At 54.7% G+C, this 13,901-nt stretch carries 13 protein-coding genes; 10 read left to right on the top strand and 3 right to left on the bottom strand.

Annotated elements, in window-relative coordinates:
* Positions 1-25 precede the first annotated feature (25 nt).
* From GW579_RS17640 to GW579_RS17630, 3 genes are all read right to left on the bottom strand, one after another.
* Positions 26-310, bottom strand: a complete 285-nt coding sequence (locus tag GW579_RS17640) for a type II toxin-antitoxin system RelE family toxin (protein WP_152323718.1) — start codon at positions 308-310, stop codon at positions 26-28.
* Positions 300-548, bottom strand: coding sequence for a type II toxin-antitoxin system Phd/YefM family antitoxin (locus GW579_RS17635; protein ID WP_152323719.1), 249 nt, complete (start codon positions 546-548; stop codon positions 300-302). The genes GW579_RS17640 and GW579_RS17635 overlap by 11 nt, the downstream gene beginning before the upstream one ends.
* Before the next feature lie 73 nt (positions 549-621).
* The gene (locus GW579_RS17630) at positions 622-2,622 is read right to left on the bottom strand and encodes an autotransporter outer membrane beta-barrel domain-containing protein (RefSeq protein ID WP_165060697.1); all 2,001 of its coding nucleotides are present in this window, start codon (positions 2,620-2,622) and stop codon (positions 622-624) included.
* A gap of 183 nt (positions 2,623-2,805) precedes the next feature.
* On the opposite strand from GW579_RS17630, the gene GW579_RS17625 reads away from it, so the two are divergent.
* The 10 genes from GW579_RS17625 to ghrB all read left to right on the top strand — a co-directional run bounded on the left by GW579_RS17625 (position 2,806) and on the right by ghrB (position 13,783).
* Positions 2,806-3,372 (top strand): DNA-3-methyladenine glycosylase I, encoded by a 567-nt coding sequence (locus GW579_RS17625; protein ID WP_152323721.1) that lies wholly within the window; start codon positions 2,806-2,808, stop codon positions 3,370-3,372.
* Positions 3,369-3,812 carry an N-acetyltransferase gene (locus GW579_RS17620; RefSeq protein WP_165060694.1) on the top strand — a complete coding sequence of 148 codons (444 nt, stop codon included), beginning with the start codon at positions 3,369-3,371 and terminating at the stop codon, positions 3,810-3,812. The genes GW579_RS17625 and GW579_RS17620 overlap by 4 nt, the downstream gene beginning before the upstream one ends.
* A gap of 223 nt (positions 3,813-4,035) precedes the next feature.
* Positions 4,036-4,698 carry an OmpA family lipoprotein gene (locus tag GW579_RS17615; RefSeq protein ID WP_152323786.1) on the top strand — a complete coding sequence of 221 codons (663 nt, stop codon included), beginning with the start codon at positions 4,036-4,038 and terminating at the stop codon, positions 4,696-4,698.
* A gap of 102 nt (positions 4,699-4,800) precedes the next feature.
* The gene (locus GW579_RS17610) at positions 4,801-5,808 is read left to right on the top strand and encodes a LacI family DNA-binding transcriptional regulator (protein WP_165060691.1); all 1,008 of its coding nucleotides are present in this window, start codon (positions 4,801-4,803) and stop codon (positions 5,806-5,808) included.
* Between the two features lie 140 nt (positions 5,809-5,948).
* On the top strand, positions 5,949-8,075 hold the full coding sequence (locus tag GW579_RS17605; RefSeq protein WP_165060688.1) for an alpha-galactosidase: 2,127 nt from the start codon (positions 5,949-5,951) through the stop codon (positions 8,073-8,075).
* Between the two features lie 58 nt (positions 8,076-8,133).
* Complete coding sequence (locus GW579_RS17600; RefSeq protein WP_165060685.1) at positions 8,134-9,420, top strand: MFS transporter; 1,287 nt, start codon at positions 8,134-8,136, stop codon at positions 9,418-9,420.
* A 68-nt stretch (positions 9,421-9,488) separates the two neighbouring features.
* A complete protein-coding gene (locus tag GW579_RS17595) occupies positions 9,489-10,523 on the top strand; it encodes a LacI family DNA-binding transcriptional regulator (RefSeq protein ID WP_152323726.1) in 1,035 nt (344 codons plus the stop codon).
* A 212-nt stretch (positions 10,524-10,735) separates the two neighbouring features.
* A complete protein-coding gene (locus tag GW579_RS17590; protein WP_152323727.1) occupies positions 10,736-11,485 on the top strand; it encodes a sugar phosphate isomerase/epimerase family protein in 750 nt (249 codons plus the stop codon).
* A gap of 28 nt (positions 11,486-11,513) precedes the next feature.
* Complete coding sequence (locus GW579_RS17585) at positions 11,514-12,791, top strand: MFS transporter (RefSeq protein WP_165060682.1); 1,278 nt, start codon at positions 11,514-11,516, stop codon at positions 12,789-12,791.
* 14 nt (positions 12,792-12,805) lie between these two features.
* Positions 12,806-13,783 carry a glyoxylate/hydroxypyruvate reductase GhrB gene (ghrB, locus tag GW579_RS17580; protein WP_165060680.1) on the top strand — a complete coding sequence of 326 codons (978 nt, stop codon included), beginning with the start codon at positions 12,806-12,808 and terminating at the stop codon, positions 13,781-13,783.
* Positions 13,784-13,901 lie beyond the last annotated feature (118 nt).

Genomic DNA, 13,901 nt, shown 5'->3' with positions numbered 1-13,901 from the left:
TGAACTACCTTAAAAACGCCAGTATTCAGCGCTTCTCTGCCAGTTTATAGGCTTCATTGCCCTCACGTTTATCAATCGCGACAACAATTACCACGATTTCCTGATCCTCAACCTGATAGACCAGACGGTAGCCGAGGCTCTTCAATTTAATTTTATAACGGTTAGTTTTTGGGCCACATAAACGGGCAGAAACGACATGAGGATTTTCGAGCCGCTCAGCGAGTTTCTTTTTAAACTGGTCTTTAATGGGAGGTGCCAGCGCCTTCCATTCTTTCAGGGCTGACTTCAGAAAATCGATTTTATAAGTCATCCAGCGTCAGCCTTATCCTTTCTTCGCCCTGCCGCGCATCCATTATGCGGTTTAGTTCCACGTCTTCTGCAAGACTCAGGAAATAGGCGTAAACCTCTGGTGGAACACAATAAAAGGCCGGTTCATTACGGTTAAGGATCGCCACGGCTTCACCTTCTCCGGCGGAGAACGTTCCCATCGGATCACGTTTTAGCTCGGTAATACTGGCGGCTGAGGAAGTGAGTATTTCAAACGGCATAGCTTTTCTCCTGTCACACTATGCCGTTATTATAGCCTTAAAAGCATCTTTAAAAGCACCCTTTAAGATGCTTTTAAAATCTTGCGCTGATCCCCGCGTTGTATGACGTTTGTTCGCCGGAATCCAGGCCGGTGGTCTGGGAGACGGCGGCAAAGGCGGAAATGCTGTGGGTGATCTGGACGTTGGCGCCGACGGTCATATCGACCCAGTCGTCATCCTGCTCGCCTGTGGTGCGGCTAAAATGCGTGCGGGTGGATTTGATGGCACCGGTCGCGGTATAGGTTTTGTCCCCAAACTGCCGGTCATACGTCACCTGTGCATACGGATTGACGATGCCGAGTTCTGCATTTACACGCCAGCCGAGTGCGCCGATCTGCGAATGGGACGTCTGGTCGCCAAAGCGCATTGAGGTGCTGGTACTCCCCTGTTCGCTGTAGCCATTGATGCTGCTGTAATCCCAGCTGTATTGCGCCACAGGGCCGGTTTTCAGCACCGGTAAAATCGGGAAATCCCAGCCCGCGGTGACGCGTCCGCCGATCTGTTTACCGTCTGTCTCACCGCGCTCAGTGCGGGTGGTGGGCCCGAGCGTGATGCGGCGGTTAATGTCATCATAATTGAGTGAACCATAATGCACATCGCCGTTGATCCAGCCGTTTTCGGCGATTTTCACGCCGGTAAACGCCGTCGCCATCCAGCCGCGTGTGCGGTAGCTGTAATGGTCAGTCGGATCCTGTTTATCGTCTGAACCGGAAATCATAAGCCCCATCATCCAGCGATCGGTCATCTGATAATCCATGCCGATATTGAGCGAATTCGAGGTCAGATCGCCATCCCCCAGCGACGGATTGATTTTGCTGTCGGCACTCTGCCCGGCATACCCGCCAAACATACCAAACGTACCGGCATCGTTATCCTGCGTGCGTAACTGCTGATAGCGGCTGTCGAGCAATCCCTGCGTATTTCGCGCCAGCGCCAGCGAGCCCTGATTCAGCGCCGTGGCTTCCAGCGGACCGTTGATCACCGATTGCATGTACTGGGTGATCAGCGCGTGCGCCTGAGGTGTCGGGTGGAAATGATCGGAAAACAGGAACGATTTACTGGCGTCGAAGCCCGGCAGATTCGAGGTGCATTCCGACGCGGATGTCCCGACCGGACAGGCCGTGCCGGCAGTATTGGCGAAACCGTATAACGCCGGATCGGCTACCACTTCGTTGAACAATCCGTTGATATCCACGCGTGCAATATTGCCGCCAGTTTTCGCCAGCGCGATATCCTCAGTGGTGTTGTAGGTATCGGTCAGGCCGCCCGCTACGTCTTTGAGCGCGTCATACGCCGCCGCCAGCCCTTTGGCGATAACGTCCTGCACCAGCGGAATACCGGAACCTTCCGCCGCGGCTGCGGCCAGAGCCTTGTGAATCGCTTCGGTACGGGCACCGGCATCCGGCGTATTCTGCGCATTCAGATACTGATAGGCCGCTTCCAGCGCCTGTTGCTGCACCGGCAGTAATCCGACCTGAATCACGCCTTCCATCAGTACCGGCGTCAGTCCGATGTTGGGCACCGTCGGCACGATGACCGTTCCGGCACCCGCCTTCAGTAAATCATTCACCTGCGAGGCCGCCTGCGTGGCGCTGTTGGTGGCAATTTGCAGCGCCGTGACCGGATTAAGGCTCAGCGCCGCAGCGGCCAGATCGTTACCGCCGATCCAGTGAATATACAGCCCGTTCGGGTCGGCTTTGCCGCCGGTCGATGCCAGATAATGTTGAACCTGTTCCTGCGTGGTGTAATCGGAATCCAGCCCCGGAACCGCGACGCCACCACCTTCGGCATAGTTCTGCCCGCCTTGTGAAGAGGGTTTTAAGGTCGTGCCGATGTTGTTCGCCAGAATTTCGTCATACAGCTGATGTGAGCTGCTGTCGAAGGTCCAGCGGCCAATATTGCCGGTATCACTCAGGCTGTCGCCGAAAACATACAGCTGATCATAAGCCTGCGCTGAAGCCTGCGTTCCGAGGCAAAGCGCCACGGCGAATGCGCCCTGCGTCAGCCGTGTTGCGTACTTTTTTGTGCCTGCCATAAACCTGTTTTCCTGAAGTTTCAGCGGCGCATGCCCCTGATTAAATGTAAGGAATTCGTAATGAATGGCTTTAAATATTGTTCAGATCCGACCAGCGTCAAGTTCACGGTGCGCAAATTGCGACGTTGCAGAGTTATCCGAGAAACCACACACTGGAGCCCACGCTTTCAAGGAGAAAACGAGATGACGCGCTGTAGCTGGGTTTCCAAAGAACCGATTTACCTCGATTACCACGATAAAGAATGGGGCGTGCCGGTCAAAGATGGCCGCGAGTTGTTTGAGATGTTGTGCCTCGAGGGCCAGCAGGCAGGACTTTCGTGGATAACCGTGCTGAGAAAGCGCGAAAATTACCGCCAGAACTTCCACGCGTTTGATCCGGTGAAAATTGCCAAAATGACTGACGACGACGTTGAACGCCTGGTGCTTGATGCCGGTATCATCCGCCATCGGGGAAAAATCAAAGCCATTATCGGTAACGCGCAGGCATATCTGGCCATGGAAGCCAGCGGTGAAAGTTTCTCAGAATTCATCTGGAATTTCGTGGGCGGCCAGCCGGTCATCAATAATCCGCTCGGCCCGGAAGGCGTTCCGGCGAAAACGACGGTGTCCGATGCCATGTCCAGGGCGCTGAAAAAGAAAGGCTTTAAATTTATCGGTTCAACGATTTGTTATGCCTTTATGCAGGCAGCCGGGCTGGTGAACGATCATCAGTCTTATTGCTTCTGCCATCCGGCGAATCAGCCGTCATGATCCGCCTTGCGCAGCCCGCCGATCACGAAACCATTTTGTTGCTCTGGCTGCACAGTTCTCTGATTTCTCACTCTTTTATTGCCGAATCCTACTGGATTGAAAGCCTGCAAATGGTGAGGGAAGATTTTTTGCCCAAAGCCCGCGTCTGGGTGGATTGCGATACAAATGATGAAATTTGCGGCTTTATCGGCGTGCTGAATCAGCAGTTTATCGGTGCCCTGTTTGTCGAAGCGTCCCATTACGGCGACGGTACCGCGCAACGGCTGATGGCGGCGGCCAAGGAGGAATATCCGGTTTTGCTGCTCGAGGTGTACCAGCAAAACCACCGTGCGATGGCGTTCTATCGTAAGGAAAACTTTGAGATCACCGCCGAAACCCGTCATCCCGGCACCGACATGCCCACCTGGATCCTCCGCTGGTTCCATCCCCTTTCCGAATAAGTTCCCAAAATCTGCAAAAATACAAAAACAGATAACCGGAATTCTCCTACTGCGTAACGCCCCAAAATTGCGCATAAAGAGCGCCAGAACGCCGCAGGGCTGAACTCTGCCTGTTGCATTTGTTTATGTTTTGACACCTTTTTCTGTGCAACTTGCCGCCAAAAGAGCAGTCATAATGCCGCAGTAAAGTTCTGAAAAATTAAACATCCAGAAAGGAATAATGATGAACAAAAGACTTCTAGTGGTTGCGGGCGTGCTGTGTGTGACGATGGGCCTTTCCGCCTGTACCACCAACCCTTACACCGGGGAATCAGAAGCAGGCAAATCCGGCATTGGTGCGGGCATTGGTGCCGCACTCGGCGCGGGCGTCGGTATGCTTTCTTCATCCAAACACGATCGCGGCAAAGGCGCGCTGATCGGGGCAGCGGCAGGGGCTGCACTGGGTGGCGGTGCGGGTTATTACATGGATGTTCAGGAATCTAAACTGCGCGACAAGATGAAAGGCACCGGCGTCAGCGTGACCCGTCAGGGCGACAACATCGTGCTGAACATGCCGAACAACGTGACGTTTGACACCAACAGCAGCACGCTGAAACCGGCAGGTGCAAATACGCTGACCGGCGTGGCGATGGTGCTGAAAGAGTATCCGAAAACCGCTGTCAACGTAGTGGGTTACACCGACAGCACCGGTACCCGCGCACTCAACATGAAACTTTCACAGCAACGTGCTGATGGCGTCGGCAGCGCGCTGATCACACAGGGCGTTGAAGGCAGCCGCGTACACACCACTGGTGCAGGCCCGGACAATCCGATCGCCAGCAACAGCACTGAGGCCGGTAAAGCGCAGAACCGTCGCGTCGAGATCACCCTCAGTCCATTGCAGTAAATTTTGTCCTTTCCCTGATAAAAACGGAGCCATTCGGCTCCGTTTTCACGTTTGTGATATTCTCCCGCCACGCGCCTTCCCCCCTGTGTAACGGATGCCAGTATGTCTCTGAAAGCGATTGCGAAAGATCTCGGTCTCTCTGTCACCACCGTCAGCCGTGCGCTGAACGGGTACGATGATGTTTCAGCGGATACCAAAGCGCGGGTTCAGGCGGCAGCAGATTTACGCGGCTACCGGCCAAACACTCTCGCCCGCCGGTTGAAAATGGGGAAGATCGACGCCGTTGGCCTCATTTTCCCTTTCACTTCTCATCCGTTGAGCAATTCCGCGTTTATCGAAATGGTCGGCTGTATCACCCGCGAACTGGCAAAATATGAAATCGATTTACTACTGGTGCCGGATGAACTGGGCACGTTTTCCTGGCGGCGGCTGATCGAAAGTAAACGCGTCGATGCCATGCTGGTGGCGCATACGCTGGATAACGACCCGCGACTGCTGGATTTACAACAGCGTAATTTTCCGTTTCTGGCACTGGGGCGCAGCCAGTGTCTGACGCAGGATTACGCCTGGTTTGATTTCGATAACCGCGCCGGAATGCAGATGGCGGTCGATCATCTGGCCACACTTGGCCACAGCCGTATCGCGTTTCTCGGCGAGAACAATCAGCAATCGTTTATCGGGCAGCGCTATCAGGGTTATCTCGACGGATTGCGGGCAAACGCGCTGCCGCACAATCCTGATTACGTGCATAAAATCAGCCCGAGCCGTCGCGCCGGTTATCAGACCACGCAGGCGCTGCTGGCGTTACCGGTGCCACCGACGGCCATTGTCTGCGACTGCAATATGCATGGCGAAGGTGCCGCGCTGGCGTTGCATGAAGCCGGATTGCTGCTCAGCGGCGGTATTTCCCTGATTATTTTTGACGGTTTGCCGGGCGACAGCGTGCCCGATGTCGCCGTTACCGCTGTCCGTCAGGGCACGCGCGAAGCGGTCGGCCTGCAAATTGCCACGATGACCATGGCGCTGATCCGCAACGAACCGCTGAAAAATTTGCAGGTTCTCTGGCAGCCCGAATTGCAGGCAGGCGTCACCGTCCATCCACCACGCTGATAATTCACCCTTAGGTTATTTTTCCACCCTATATCACATTTTTCACTTTTCTCATTTCCTATCCGAAACGTTTCGGATCAATAGTTACTCCACCTGATCGCGTCTTATCAGCGCAATTTTATGTGTGGAGCAGTGACTATATGGAAAACCAGATTATTCATTTAACCGGCGGACAGACCAGCCTGATCGTCCGCTGCACGCCTTACGCTGAGATTCTTTACTGGGGAAATCGCCTCAGTCAGTTTTCTGCGGATGACATTATTTCGCTGAGCCGCGCAGTGCCAAATGGCCGGATTGATGTGGAAGCGCCGGTGAATTTCAGCGCCGATTCAGGCCGCGGTTCTTTTGGTACGCCGGGCATGGAAGGCCATCGCGACGGACTGGACTGGTCGCCGGTGTTCAATACCACGCAGGTCAAGCACGACGGAAATCAGCTGACGATCACCACCGAAGACGCGGTCGCCGGTCTGCAATTTCGCAGCGAACTGCGCCTTGATGACAGCGGCGTTTTACAGGCACGCAATGCACTGACCAGTCTCAAACCCGGCACGTATCAGGTCACGCGGCTGGCTGTCACCCTGCCGCTGCCGGAACGCGCCGCCGAAGTCATGGCGTTTCATGGCCGCTGGATCAAAGAGTTTCAACCGCACCGCACGTTGTTAGACCACGGCGGCATCATTCAGGAAAACCGCCGCGGGAAAACGTCCTCCGAATATTTTCCGGCGATGATGATCGGTCATCCGGGTTTCAGTGAAGAACAGGGCGAAGTCTGGGGAATGCATCTGGGCTGGAGCGGTAACCACCGTCTGCGCGCTGACATCAAAACCGACGGTCGCCGTCTGGTGCAGGCCGAAGCGTTGTATTTCCCCGGCGAACAGCGCTTGGAACAGGGCGAAACGCTGGAAACGCCGTGGCTGTACGCCAGTTATTCCGCCAGCGGCCTGAACCGGATGAGTCAGCAGTTCCACCGGTTTGTGCGTGAACAGATTTTGCGGTTCCCGACCGAGAAACCACGTCCGGTGCATCTTAATACCTGGGAAGGCATTTATTTCGATCACGATCCTGACTACATCATGCAGATGGCGACAGAATCCGCCGCGTTAGGCGTTGAACGATTCATTATCGACGACGGCTGGTTTAAGGGGCGCGACCACGATCGCGCCGCGCTGGGGGACTGGTATCTCGATGAGAAGAAATACCCGAACGGGCTGAAACCGGTGATCGACCACGTTAAAAATCTCGGCATGGAATTTGGTATCTGGGTCGAGCCGGAAATGATTAACCCGGATTCGGATTTGTACCGCGCCCATCCCGACTGGCTGCTGGCGTTGCCGGGTTACCAGCAACCGAGTGGCCGTCATCAGTTCGTGCTCGACCTGAACAATCCGCAGGTCTTTGATTATCTGGTGGAACGCATGAGCTGGTTGCTCGGCGAGCACGATGTCGATTACGTGAAATGGGACATGAACCGTGAAATCGTCCAGCCCGGCCATGAAGGCCGCGCGGCGCTGACGGCACAAACGCAGCAATTCTACCGTTTGCTGGATGTGCTGGGCGAACGCTTCCCGCACATCGAGTTTGAATCCTGCGCGTCTGGCGGGGGCCGCATTGATTTCGAAGTGCTCAAACGCAGCCATCGTTTCTGGACATCGGACAATAACGACGCGCTGGAGCGGCAGAAAATTCAGCGCGGCATGAGCTATTTCTTCCCGCCGGAAGTCATGGGCTCGCACATCGGCAATAAACGGTGCCACGCCACGTCACGCCAGCACAGCATTGAATTTCGCGGCCTGACGGCGCTGTTCGGCCATATGGGCATTGAGCTGGATCCGGTGAAAGAAGGGGAGGCTGAGCGCGCCGGTTTTGCGAAATATACCCGCCTGCATCAGCAGTTGCGCCCGTTATTACACAGCGGTGATGTGTACCGCGTAGATACGCACGACGAAACGGTGCTGATTCACGGCGTGGTCAGCGTGAACAAAGATCGCGCGGTGTTTCTGGTCAGTCAGCTGGCAATGCCAACCTGGTCGCTGCCCGGTACGTTACGCGTGCCGGGGCTGAAAGCAGATGCACGTTATCGCGTGACAGTGCTTGATGAACCGGCGTTGCTGAAAGGCGGCGGCAGCGGTCATACCATGCGCGTACAACCGGCGTGGCTGCATGAATCGCCGGTGCTGAACGGTGAATGGCTGGCAAATGCCGGGGTGGCGTTACCGGTACTGGATCCGGAAAGCGCCCTGCTTCTGGGCTTCGAAGAAATCAGATAACAACAAAAAACACCGGTGCGACAGTGCCGGTTTTCATGGTTTCGGCAAGGAAATCACTATGAACCCTACACAAACTTCCGACCGCTGTTTCTATAAAAACAATGCCAACTTCTGGATATTTGGCAGCTATTTCTTCCTCTATTTCTTTATTATGGCGACCTGTTATCCGTTTTTACCGATATGGCTTTCTGACATTATCGGCCTGAGTAAAACGGAAACCGGCATCGTGTTTTCCAGCATGTCGCTGTTCGCCATTTTGTTTCAGCCGATTTTCGGCATCATTTCTGACAAGCTCGGCCTGAAAAAGCATCTGCTGTGGATCATCGCCGTGATGCTGTTTTTGTTCGCGCCGTTCTTCATTTACGTTTTCGCACCGTTGTTAAAACTCAATATCGTGCTCGGCGCCATTCTCGGCGGTGCCTATATCGGTTTCGTGTTCGCGGGCGGTTCGGGCGCAACTGAGGCATATATCGAAAGGGTCAGCCGCAACAGTTCATTTGAATACGGCAAGGCGCGGATGTTCGGTTGTTTCGGCTGGGGAATTTGTGCCTCGACAGCGGGCGTGCTGTTTAACATTAATCCCGACATCGTGTTCTGGATGGGCTCCGGCGCGGCCGTCATTTTGATGATTTTGCTGATGATTGCCCGTCCGCAGGAAAACAAAAACGCGCAGGTTCTGGATAAACTCGGCGCCAATCAGCCGCAATTCTCACTGAAAACGGCGGCTTTGCTGCTGAAAGAACGCAAACTGTGGATGTTGATTTTGTATGTGATTGGCGTGGCCTGTGTCTATGACGTATTTGACCAGCAATTCGCGACGTTCTTCAAAACGTTCTTCGCCTCGCCGCAGCAGGGTACGGAAATGTTCGGCTATGTCACCACCGCCGGAGAATTATGTAACGCACTGATCATGTTCTGTTCGCCGTGGATTATTAACCGCATCGGCGCGAAAAATACGCTGCTGCTGGCGGGCACCATTATGTCGATCCGCATTGTCGGCTCGTCATTTGCGACCACCGCCATCGAAGTCATTTTACTCAAAATGCTGCATGCGCTGGAAGTGCCGTTCCTGCTGGTCGGCGTATTCAAATACATCACGCAGATTTTTGATGTCCGGTTCTCGGCGACCATTTATCTGATCGGGTTTAACTTTGCCAAACAGCTGGCGGCCATCTTCCTTTCGGCGTTCGCCGGTAACTTGTATGACCGCATCGGGTTCAGCGATACCTACCTGATCCTTGGCGGTATTGCCTTTAGCGTGACAATCATTTCGGCCTTTACGCTGAGCAGCAGACCAAAGACCGGGACGGTTTCCGGGGTGCAAACGGCGCAGGGATTGCGCTGACTTACGGGATGCAGCCTTTCGGCACTCTGTGCTAGTCTCCGTGGGACAAGCATGAGGAGAGAAAGGCTGTGAGTAAAAAACAGGAACCGGGCGCACCGGTACGCGCCACGATACGTGATGTCGCCAGCGCCGCGAAAACGGGTAAAACCAGCGTTTCACGTTATCTCAACGGTGAAAAAGACCTGCTGTCCGACGCGTTAAAAGAACGCATCGGACGGGCGATCGCCCTGCTCGATTATCAGCCCAGCCAGATGGCGCGCAGCTTGAAAAGCGGCCAGACGCGTCTGATTGGCCTGATTATTGCCGATATCACCAACCCGTATTCCGTTGAAGTCATGCGCGGTGTCGAAGCTGCCTGCCGCCAGCAAGGGCTGACGCTGCTGGTGTGTAACACCAATAACGAGCTCGATCAGGAAAAACATTATCTGCAATTGCTCAGCAGTTATCGCGTGGACGGCATTGTCGTGAACGCCGTCGGAATGCGTGAAGCGGCGATTTCCACGCTGCAACAGGCCAATTTACCGATGGTGCTGATCGACCGTAAAGTCGCGAATTTTGCCTGCGACGTCATCGGCCTGAACAACGTCGAAGCCACGCAGATGATGACCAATCACCTTCTGCAACAGGGTTTTGAAGCTCTGCTTTTTATCAGCGAGCCCGCCACCATTAATACCCGTTTTGACCGTCTGCGTACTTTTCTCCATCGCATGCAGCAATCGCCGCAGCACATCGCCGAACAGGGCGAGATTGAGATTTCGAATACCGACGGACTGGATAATCTGCTGCGTGAATTTATTGCCCGCCATCCCGACAAACGAAAAGCCGTAATGTGCGTGAACGGTACGCTCACATTGCAGGTCGCTCGCGCCATGCGACGGCAGGGGATTGTCTGGGGGCAGGACATCGGATTATCTGGTTTCGACGAACTGGACTGGGCCGAACTGGCAGGTGTCGGGATCACTACGCTCAAACAGCCGACCTACGAAATGGGCGTGGCCGCGCTCGGCCAGCTGGTCGCGCGGATACAGGGAAATACCGATCCCGTTAAAGACCTGGAATTCTCCGGCGAGCTGATTGCACGTGGTTCCACGGCAGCGCGCTGATTCTTTTTCCCTCCGTTTCCTGCCCCGTTCTTCGTGAGCGGGATCATGTTTTAGGCCTTTTGTTCTGTTGATTGGAACCGGTTCCAATTAGGTTGTATAAAACGAAACAAAACATTAACAACACCTCCAACTGGCGTTTGTTTTACTAAAATGATGTTTTGGATTTGATCGCCTGCGCCGCCGCAGTGGCGCGTTTACCAGGATACACACGCATGAAAAGAGAAGTCGTCATTGTCACCGCCGCTTACGGAAACAGCGTGGTGAAGGCCCTTGGCGGGCAGGCCGCGCTGCTTTCAATCATTGCAGACGCGCAGGCAGACGGTGTGGAAATTCGTCGTGAATTGTTCAGCGAGCAGGAACTGGATGCCCTGCCCGAACTGGCGGAAAACATTAAGCGCCACGGGCTGTTTTCGGTCTATTCGGTGCCCTTCCCGCTGTTCATTTCAGGCGGCAAACTGAATCCGGATGCAAAAAAGTATTTTTCCGAAGCGCATGTTTTAGGTGCCCGCACCATTAAGTTTTCACTGGGCGAATTTGAACCCGGTGCCGACCTGACGCCGCTGCGCGTACTGCTGGATTCTCAGACCGTCAAATTGGTGGTGGAGAATGATCAGTCGAGCGATTGCGGAATTTTGTCGCGCATTAATGCCTTTGCGTTTGCGGCGGAATCGCTGCATCTGCCGCTGAGCCTGACGTTTGATACAGCGAACTGGCTGTGGGTGGGACAGGATCCGAGCGCGGCCGCTGAACGCCTGGCACGCCATGTGGGTTATGTGCATGTGAAAGCGGCGGAACAGCGAGACGGAAAATGGCACGCCGTGGCGCTCGATAACAGCGACGGCAGCTGGGAACCTTTATTGAAAATGTTGCCTCAGGATGTGCCGCGCGGCATCGAATTCCCGCTGGAAGGGGATGACCTGACCGCCGTGACGCGTTACTACGTCGAACTACTGCGTCAGTAATTCTGATGCCTCATCCGGAGAAATCGCCATGAAACAACCCGGGATCGCAGCCCGCCGGTGGTGGTACATCATGCCGGTCGTGTTCATCACGTACAGCCTGGCCTATGTCGATCGCTCGAATTTCAGTTTCGCGTCGGCGGCGGGCATTAATGACGATCTCGGCATCACCAAAGGTATGTCGTCCCTGCTGGGCGCGCTGTTTTTCTTGGGCTATTTCTTCTTCCAAATCCCCGGCACGATTTACGCCGAGCGGCGCAGCGTTAAAAAACTGATTTTCTGGTGCCTTTTACTGTGGGGCGGATTCGCCTCGCTGACCGGTGTCGTCACTGATATTCCGATGCTGGCAGTGATCCGATTCGCGCTGGGAGTGGTGGAAGCCGCGGTCATGCCCGCGATGCTGGTGTATATCAGCAACTGGTTTACGAAGTCCGAACGTTCGCGTGCCAATACGTTTCTGATCCTCGGCAATCCGGTCACGGTGCTGTGGATGTCGGTGCTTTCCGGCTATCTGATCAAGTCGTTCGGGTGGCGGGAGATGTTTATTTTCGAGGGTATTCCGGCGGTGATCTGGGCGATTATCTGGTGGTTTACCGTCAAAGATAAACCCGAAGAAGTCAGCTGGCTGAGCAGTCAGGAGAAGAAAGCGCTGGCCGCACAGCTGGAAAAAGAGCAGAAAAGTATTCAGGCGGTGGGCGGTTATCGCGAAGCTTTCCGTTCGCGGAACGTCATTTTCCTTTGCCTGCAATATTTCTTCTGGAGCATCGGCGTGTACGGCTTTGTACTGTGGCTGCCGTCGATTTTGCGCGACGGGAAATCGATGGGCATGGTCGAAGCGGGCTGGCTGTCGTCCGCGCCGTATCTGGCGGCCACGATCGCCATGATTCTGGTGTCGTGGGCTTCCGACAAGATGCAAAACCGCCGGTTATTTGTCTGGCCACTTTTACTGATCGGCGCGCTGGCATTCTTTGGTTCATGGGCCGTTGGCACAAACAATTTCTGGCTTTCGTACAGTTTACTGGTGGTCGCTGCCGCGGCAATGTATGCCCCATATGGCCCGTTTTTCGCCATCATTCCTGAAATGCTGCCGAAGAATGTTTCCGGCGGCGCCATGGCGTTAATCAACAGCCTCGGAGCGCTTGGCTCGTTCTTTGGTTCCTGGTTTGTCGGTTATCTGAACGGTAATACGGGCAGCCCGGCAGCCTCCTTTATTTTTATGGCCGTGTCGTTACTGGTTTCCGCAGGATTAACCCTGCTGGTAAAACCGCGACAATCTGAAATGAAACAAAAAGAAGTTTCCTTAACCTGAGGGAGTTGTAATTGATGAAGCCGTCTATCGTTGTGTATAAGAAACAACCCGCAGACCTGCAACAACGCCTGGAACAGCATTTCGCCATCACTCAATTTGATGACATCACTGAAGAAAACCGTGCGCAGGTTTTAGACGCTTTGCAGAACGCAGAAGGACTGCTGGGCTCAGGCGGTCGGGTGGATAAAGATTTGCTGGATCACGCGCCGCGCCTGCGCGCCGTTTCCACCAGCTCCGTAGGCTACGATAATTTTGACGTCGCGGAACTGACGCGTCGTGAAATCCCGCTGATGCACACCCCGACCGCGCTGACCGATACGGTCGCTGATACCGTGATGGCGCTGGTGCTGGCGACTGCCCGCCGCGTCGTGAATCTGGCCGAACGTGTGAAAGCGGGTGAATGGACAGAAAACGTCGGCCCGGACTGGTTCAGCATCGATGTTCACCACAAAACCATGGGTATCGTGGGTATGGGCCGCATCGGCCTGGCGCTCGCTCAGCGTGCGCATTTCGGTTTTGATATGCCGATTCTGTACAACGCACGCAGTCAGCATACCGAAGCGGAAGAGCGTTTTGGCGCACGCAAATGTGAGCTGGACGAACTGCTGGAGAAATCTGATTTCGTCTGTGTTCTGCTGCCTATGACCCAACAAACGTTCCATCTGATCGGCAAGGAACAGCTGGCGAAAATGAAATCCAGCGCCGTGCTGGTCAGCGCCGGTCGTGGCCCGGTCATTGATGAACCTGCGCTGATTGAAGCCCTGAAAGACGGGACGATTTATGGTGCCGGGATGGACGTGTTCGAGAAAGAACCGTTGCCGAAAGATTCTCCGCTGCTGAGCCTGCCCAACGTGGTGGCGCTGCCGCACGTGGGATCCGCGACACATCAGACCCGTTACGATATGGCGGCCTGTGCGGTGGATAACCTGATCGCCGCCCTGAACGGCGACGTTAAACAGTTCTGCGTGAATCCTGAAGTTCTCAGGAAGTAACCCCTTCCTTCTCCTTCCCTTTCAGGGATTTTTGAAAGGGAAGGACAGTTCAAAACCCCGTGGTCGGATTGCACTGCTTAGCCTCAGGCGTTATGGTGGGCATCACATTTCGATAACA

This window comes from Rahnella contaminans (assembly GCF_011065485.1).
Taxonomy (GTDB): Bacteria; Pseudomonadota; Gammaproteobacteria; order Enterobacterales; family Enterobacteriaceae; genus Rahnella; species Rahnella contaminans.
The sequence above is the reverse complement of the archived record's forward strand: the minus strand, read 5'-3'. Positions and strand labels throughout refer to the sequence as shown.